Origin of the sequence: Actinomycetospora sp. (assembly GCF_036497585.1) — a bacterium.
Lineage (GTDB): Bacteria > Actinomycetota > Actinomycetes > Mycobacteriales > Pseudonocardiaceae > Actinomycetospora.
Map to the genome: position 1 here is coordinate 1 of NZ_DASXJD010000236.1, position 4,738 is coordinate 4,738.

Annotated in this window: 6 protein-coding genes and 1 pseudogene; 4 read left to right on the top strand and 3 right to left on the bottom strand. The window is 74.5% G+C overall.

From position 1 onward, the window contains the following. A partial coding sequence (locus VGH76_RS24850) for an SDR family oxidoreductase (protein ID WP_331559436.1) occupies positions 1 to 752 on the top strand: 752 nt, incomplete at its 5' end. A gap of 5 nt (positions 753 to 757) precedes the next feature. Further along, on the top strand, positions 758 to 1,723 hold the full coding sequence (locus VGH76_RS24855; protein ID WP_331559437.1) for an RNA polymerase subunit sigma-70: 966 nt from the start codon (positions 758 to 760) through the stop codon (positions 1,721 to 1,723). Here VGH76_RS24855 and VGH76_RS24860 read toward each other — a convergent pair. Next, positions 1,709 to 2,464, bottom strand: a complete 756-nt coding sequence (locus VGH76_RS24860; protein WP_331559438.1) for an arylamine N-acetyltransferase family protein — start codon at positions 2,462 to 2,464, stop codon at positions 1,709 to 1,711. The two genes, VGH76_RS24855 and VGH76_RS24860, sit on opposite strands and share 15 nt — an antisense overlap. A gap of 21 nt (positions 2,465 to 2,485) precedes the next feature. Here VGH76_RS24860 and VGH76_RS24865 point away from each other — a divergent pair, with 21 nt between their 5' ends. Together VGH76_RS24865 and VGH76_RS24870 are read left to right on the top strand one after the other, a co-directional pair. Continuing rightward, complete coding sequence (locus VGH76_RS24865; RefSeq protein ID WP_331559439.1) at positions 2,486 to 3,277, top strand: carbon-nitrogen hydrolase family protein; 792 nt, start codon at positions 2,486 to 2,488, stop codon at positions 3,275 to 3,277. Between the two features lie 5 nt (positions 3,278 to 3,282). Continuing rightward, positions 3,283 to 3,759, top strand: a complete 477-nt coding sequence (locus VGH76_RS24870; RefSeq protein WP_331559440.1) for a YbaK/EbsC family protein — start codon at positions 3,283 to 3,285, stop codon at positions 3,757 to 3,759. A 133-nt stretch (positions 3,760 to 3,892) separates the two neighbouring features. Here VGH76_RS24870 and VGH76_RS24875 read toward each other — a convergent pair whose 3' ends face one another. Together VGH76_RS24875 and VGH76_RS24880 are read right to left on the bottom strand one after the other, a co-directional pair. Beyond that, entirely contained in the window at positions 3,893 to 4,480 is a 588-nt protein-coding gene (locus VGH76_RS24875) for a DUF3558 domain-containing protein (protein ID WP_331559441.1), read from the bottom strand. Beyond that, a pseudogene (locus tag VGH76_RS24880) lies at positions 4,449 to 4,738 on the bottom strand (hypothetical protein); the annotation flags it as partial. The gene VGH76_RS24875 and the pseudogene VGH76_RS24880, both read right to left, overlap by 32 nt.

Sequence of the window (4,738 nt, forward strand, 5' to 3'; positions counted from 1 at the left end):
AGGACCCCGTGTCCGAACCGTCCCGACCCGCCGTCGTCACCGGAGCCAGCCGCGGCTTCGGCCGAGCGATCGCCGCCGCCCTCGTCCGCGCCGGCACCCCCGTCGTCGGCCTCGCCCGCGACGAGGGCCGGCTGCGGGCCCTGCACGACGAGCTCGGCGCGGAGTTCGTGCCCCTCGTCGGCGACGCCACCGACGAGGACCTCGCCGCCACCGTCCTCGCGGAGCACCGCCCCGCCCTGCTCGTGCTCAACGCCGGCGCCGCTCCCGCTATGGCGCCGATCCAGGAGCAGACCTGGGAGTCGTTCGGCCGACCCTGGGAGGTCGACACCCGGCACGTGTTCGGCTGGACGAAGGCCGCGCTGACGACGCCCCTGGCGCCCGGCGGCCTCGTCGTCGCCCTGTCCAGCGGTGCGGCCCTGGCCGGGTCGCCGCTCTCCGGGGGCTACGCCGGCGCCAAGGCGGCCATCCGCTTCGTCGCGCGCTACGCCGCCGAGGAGTCGACGCGGGCCGGGCTGGGCCTGCGGTTCACGACGCTCCTTCCCCGGCTCACCCCGGCGACCGACCTCGGCGGTGCGGCCGCCGCGGCCTACGCCGCCCGGGCGGGCGTCGACCCGGACACGTTCGCGGCCCGGCTGGCTCCCGCCCTGACCCCGGAGCAGGTGGCGAAGGCCGTCGTCGGGCTCGCGTCCGACCCGACCCCGCCGGCCGCCGAGTACCAGCTCGACGCCACCGGGCTGCACCCGCTGGACTGACCACCGTGACCACCGCGACCGAGTTCAGCGCCCGGGCCGAGCGCTACCGGCCCGAGCTGGTCGCGCACTGCTACCGCATCCTCGGCTCGATCCACGACGCCCAGGACGTGGTGCAGGAGACCTACCTGCGGGCGTGGCGCGGGATCGACCGGTTCGAGGAGCGGTCCTCCCTGCGGCGGTGGCTCTACACGATCGCCACGCGGGCCAGCCTCTCCGCGGCGGGGACACGCGGCCGGCGCCCGCTGCCGTCGGGGCTCGCCGGACCGCACGACGACCACCGGGTCGCGGTCGGGGAGACCGACCCGACGGTGCCCTGGCTGCAGCCGGCACCCGACGGCCTGCTCGGCGGCGACCCGGCCGCGGTGGTCGCCGGGCGCGCCGGGATCCGCCTCGCCTTCGTGGCCGCACTCCAGCTGCTCCCCGCGCGACAGCGGGCGGTGCTCGCGCTGCGCGACGTGCTCGGGTTCTCCACCGCCGAGACGGCCGAGGTCCTCGACACGACCGTCGATGCGGTCGACAGCGCGCTGCGACGGGCCCGCTCCCGCCTCGCGGACGCGGCACCGGATCCCGAGGCCCTCGTCGAGCCGGACGACGAGGGACTCCGGGACCTCCTCGACCGCTACGTCGACGCGTTCGCCCGTGCCGACCCGGCCGCCCTGGTCGGGGTGCTGCGCGCCGACGTCGAACTGGAGATGCCGCCGACACCGACCTGGTTCACCGGCCGCGACGCCGTCGTCGGCTTCCTCGGCCGCCGCGTGCTGCGCCGCGCGGGCGTCTGGCACCTGGAGCCGACGCGGGCGAACGGCCAGCCCGCGCTCACCGTGTCCCGGCACGACGGCGGGGACCGGCCCTACGGGGTACAGGTCCTGACGGTGATCGGCGGACGGGTCGGGCGGATCACCTCGTTCAACGACCCGACGCTCGTCCCGCTCTTCGCACCCGTGGGGCCCCGGGGATCACGAGGTCGCTGACGGGGCCTGCGGGTGCAACGGCACCGGGAGCCGTCGCAGGGTGATGCCGAACAGGTCGCGGTAGGCCGCGAGCGCCTCGCCGTCGGAGAGCTCGTCCTCGGTGCGCGTCCCGTCGGCCGCGGTCCGGATGAGCTGGTTCCCGGCCAGGGTCACACGGCCCGCGGGTGAGAGCGGCAGCGTGCACGTCGGGCCGCGGGTGAACACCGAGTCGGGGTGGGTCGCCGTCCACCAGCAGGTCGGCCCGAAGTCGGCCCTCGCGTACTCACGGCCGTCGAGGCGGTACCCGGACCCGCCGTCGGGACCCACGACCTCGACGTCGCCGTCGGCCTGCGGGACGACCTGCGCGGACGGGCGCGCCAGCTCGGCCGCCGGCACGCAGAAGCCGCCGAAGCCCACGTCGACCAGCCGGGCGACGCCGTCGTCGCCGGTCACCCGCAGCGCCTGGTGCGCGAGCGGGGCGGTGTCGTGGTCGCCGGCGTGCACGCGGGCGCCGAGGAACCCGACGTCGTACCCGAGCTCGGCCAGCAGCCAGGCGAGCAGGCCGTTGAGCTCGTAGCAGAAGCCGCCCCGCCGCCGTCCCACGATCTTGTCGAACAGCGTCGTCGGCGCCGTGTCGACCGGTTCGCCGAGGTGGATGGAGAGGTTCTCGAACGGGACTGTGCGGTAGTGCCGGTCGGCGAGGGTCGCGAGGTCGTCGTCGGCGCTCGCCCCGATGCGCGCCAGGTACTCGGCGGCGTCCATCCGACCGGTATACACGGCGTCATGCGCGTTGCCCTCGCCCAGATCCTCGCCTCGGACGATCCGGCGGCCAACCTCGAGCTGGTCGCCGACCATGCCGCGCTCGCCGCGCAGCAGGGCGCGTCGGTCGTCGTGTTCCCCGAGGCGACGATGTGCCGGTTCGGGGTGTCGTTGAAGCCGGTCGCCGAGCCGCTGGACGGGCCGTGGGCGAGCCGGGTCCGCGAGATCGCCGCGCAGAACGACGTGCTCGTCGTGGCGGGGATGTTCACGCCGACCGAGGACGGGCGGGTGACGAACACGCTGCTCGCGACCGGCCGTGGCGTCGACACCTCCTACGACAAGATCCATCTCTACGACGCGTTCGGGTTCGCCGAGTCCGACACCGTCGCGCCGGGGTCCGACCCGGTGGTCGTCGAGCTCGACGGCGAGACCCTGGGCCTCGCGATCTGCTACGACATCCGCTTCCCGGAGCTCTTCCGCGCCCTCGCCGACCGTGGCGCCTCGACGGTGCTGCTCCCTGCCTCGTGGGGTGCCGGGCCGGGGAAGGTCGAGCAGTGGGAGCTGCTCGCGCGGGCGCGGGCGATCGATTCGACGACCTACATGCTGGCCTGCGACCAGGCCGATCCGCTCGCCCGTGGCATCGACCCGGGCAAGGCGCCGCGGGGCGTGGGCCACTCGTTGGTCGCCTCGCCGTTCGGCGTGGTCGAGGAGTCGCTGGAGGCCGACCCGGGGCTGCTCGTGGTCGACGTCGACACCGCCTCGGTGGAGAAGGCCCGGTCGGTACTGCCGGTCCTCGCCAACCGGCGGATGGGCTGACCGGCGTGGCGAAGGTGCGCAGTATCGACCGCGTCGCCGCCGTCCTGGACGACCTCGGGCTGGGCGGACGGGTCCGCGAGCTACCGGAGTCGACGCGGACGGCGGCCGAGGCGGCCGCAGCCCTCGGATGCGAGGTCGGTCAGATCGTGAAGTCGCTGGTGTTCCGGGTCCCGACGACGGACGAGGCGGTGCTGGTGCTCACCTCGGGCTCGTCGCGGGTGGACGTCGGTCTTCTCGCCGAGGTGGTCGGGGCGCCGGTGGAGCAGGGCTCGGGGGCGTTCGTGCGGGAGCGGACGGGGTTCGCGATCGGCGGGGTGGCCCCGGTGGGGCTGACGGCGCCGGTGCGCTCGTTCGTGGAGCGTGGCGTGCTGGCGTGGTCGGGGGTGTGGGCGGCGGCCGGCTCGCCGAGGACGGTGTTCGACGCGGCGCCGGACGAGCTGCTAGCCGCCACCAGCGCGACGGTGGTGGACGTGGCGGAGTGAGGGGCGGCGGGGGCGCCGGAGTTGCGAACCGTGTTCGCGCCACCGAGTCACGGTGACTCGTCGGGTGGGAGCTCTTCGTCCTCGGTGGGGGTCGGGCTGGTGCCGTGGGAGAAACCCTGACCATCGGTCAGGGTTATTTCTGGGGCGGGAGCTTCCGGATGACCAGGGCGATCGCCTGCTCCGCCCGGGCGCACGGATCGACGGACGGCGAGACGGGCGCGGAGCCGGTCCAGTCGGTCTCGAGGGCCTGCTTCCCGCCGAGGCCGAGGGTCACCTCGCAGGTGTTGTAGCTCGGGGACGTCCGTTGTCGGACTGCTGGATAGCCCTCGACGGTGGTCGGCTCGAAGATCGGCGAGTGCTCGGATCGGTAGGTGTCCGCAAGGAGATCGCGGGTCGTGACGACGCCGATCCGCAGCCGGTCGTCGCTGCTCGAGGTCCACGCGCACTCGTCGACGGCTCCGTACGTCCGGGTCCGGCCGGCAGCGGAGATGCCGAACTGGTGCAGCTCGACCGGCGAGAGGAGGCGTTCGCAGGGCGCGTCGGCCGTGGCCGTGGCGTCGAGCGGACGCTCGACCTCGGGTGGTGAGTCCGCCGAGGTGGTCAGGGCCGGGGAGGGCGCGACCGATGGGGCTTGCCCGGAGCACGCCGTGGACAGCGCGACGATGAGGATCGCGGCGGCGGCGAGGAGTTCACGACCGCGCAGCGTCGTCGAGGTGCGCACCGGTCGTCCGATCAGCCGCCTCGTATGCCTCGAGCTCGGAGCGGATCGCCCCGATGAGCGCGTCGAGCCTGGTGACGCCGGCATCGAGTGCTTCGAGGAGCGAGCCGGGACCTCCGACGGCCACCGCCCCTAGCACGGTCGCGGCATCTCGGCTGACGTCGTCGTCGGACGAGGGATCGACTTTGCCGAGGAACCGCGCCTCGACCTTGAGGTCCTCCAGCTCCTGCCGGGCGTTCTGCAGGTCCCGGATCACCTGGG

Excerpts from the sequence above, each read along its gene's own strand:
- VGH76_RS24860 (WP_331559438.1), bottom strand. The coding sequence starts at position 2,464 with ATGGACGCCGCCGAGTACCTGGCGCGCATCGGGGCGAGCGCCGACGAC.
- VGH76_RS24865 (WP_331559439.1), top strand. The coding sequence starts at position 2,486 with ATGCGCGTTGCCCTCGCCCAGATCCTCGCCTCGGACGATCCGGCGGCC.